Source organism: Vibrio thalassae, from assembly GCF_900089835.1.
In the GTDB taxonomy this organism is placed as follows: Bacteria; Pseudomonadota; Gammaproteobacteria; order Enterobacterales; family Vibrionaceae; genus Vibrio; species Vibrio thalassae.
The window spans coordinates 1-840 of record NZ_OANU01000192.1 but is presented as its reverse complement, the minus strand read 5'-3'; the positions used below and the strand labels follow the sequence as shown (position 1 = coordinate 840).

Genomic DNA, 840 nt, shown 5'->3' with positions numbered 1-840 from the left:
CCTATTCTCCGGAGCTAAACCCCATAGAACAAGTATGGAGTTGGTTGAGACAACACTATCTCGCCAATCAGTCTTTTTCGGATTACGAAGATATCGTCTCTAAAGTGTGTAGCGCATGGAATAGTTTTTTGGAGTGCTCCACTAGAGTCTCCAAGATGTGTTCGAGACGATGGATAGAGCTGACCAGTTAATTTTCCAGATTAGTATTAGTATAATTTCCCGGATTGGTATCAGCGTGTTTCTGTATGAAATATCAAATGAAAAAAAAGCCCGCTGATTTCTCAGCGGGCTTCTCAATGTGGCGGAGAGATAGGGATTTGAACCCTAGATACGCTATTAACGTATGCCGGTTTTCAAGACCGGTGCTTTCAACCACTCAGCCATCTCTCCACAATATGTAATCGTTCTAAAGTCTTACTTTGATTGCTTCAGTTCGATGTTGTTCAAAGCCTGGCGATGTCCTACTCTCACATGGGGAAACCCCACACTACCATCGGCGCTATTGCGTTTCACTTCTGAGTTCGGCATGGAATCAGGTGGGTCCACAACGCTATGGTCGCCAAGCAAATTCTTTAATTCGGAAAGCCGCTTTTCTTATATTAAGAGCGTGTTCTCATACACATTCAATTTGTTCTTACTTTGAGTCCATCAAAACCCTTTGGGTGTTGTATGGTTAAGCCTCACGGGCAATTAGTACAGGTTAGCTCAACGCCTCACAACGCTTACACACCCTGCCTATCAACGTTCTAGTCTCGAACAACCCTTTAGGACGCTTTAAGCGCCAGGGAAGACTCATCTCAGGGCTCGCTTCCCGCTTAGATGCTTTCAGCGGTTATCGAT

The 840-nt window shown here is 44.8% G+C and carries 1 protein-coding gene, 1 tRNA gene and 2 rRNA genes; 1 reads left to right on the top strand and 3 read right to left on the bottom strand.

All coding sequences use genetic code 11. The features are described from left to right. Nucleotides 1–191: transposase (locus VTH8203_RS24925; protein WP_208617806.1), on the top strand; the 191-nt coding region annotated here is incomplete at its 5' end. 108 nt (nucleotides 192–299) lie between these two features. On the opposite strand, the gene VTH8203_RS23810 is transcribed toward VTH8203_RS24925, so the two are convergent. The 3 genes from VTH8203_RS23810 to VTH8203_RS23800 all read right to left on the bottom strand — a co-directional run. Continuing rightward, nucleotides 300–390 (bottom strand) — tRNA-Ser (locus VTH8203_RS23810). 58 nt (nucleotides 391–448) lie between these two features. Then, nucleotides 449–564: ribosomal RNA gene (rrf, locus tag VTH8203_RS23805) — 5S ribosomal RNA — on the bottom strand. 105 nt (nucleotides 565–669) lie between these two features. Continuing rightward, nucleotides 670–840, bottom strand: a 23S ribosomal RNA gene (locus VTH8203_RS23800); the annotation flags it as partial.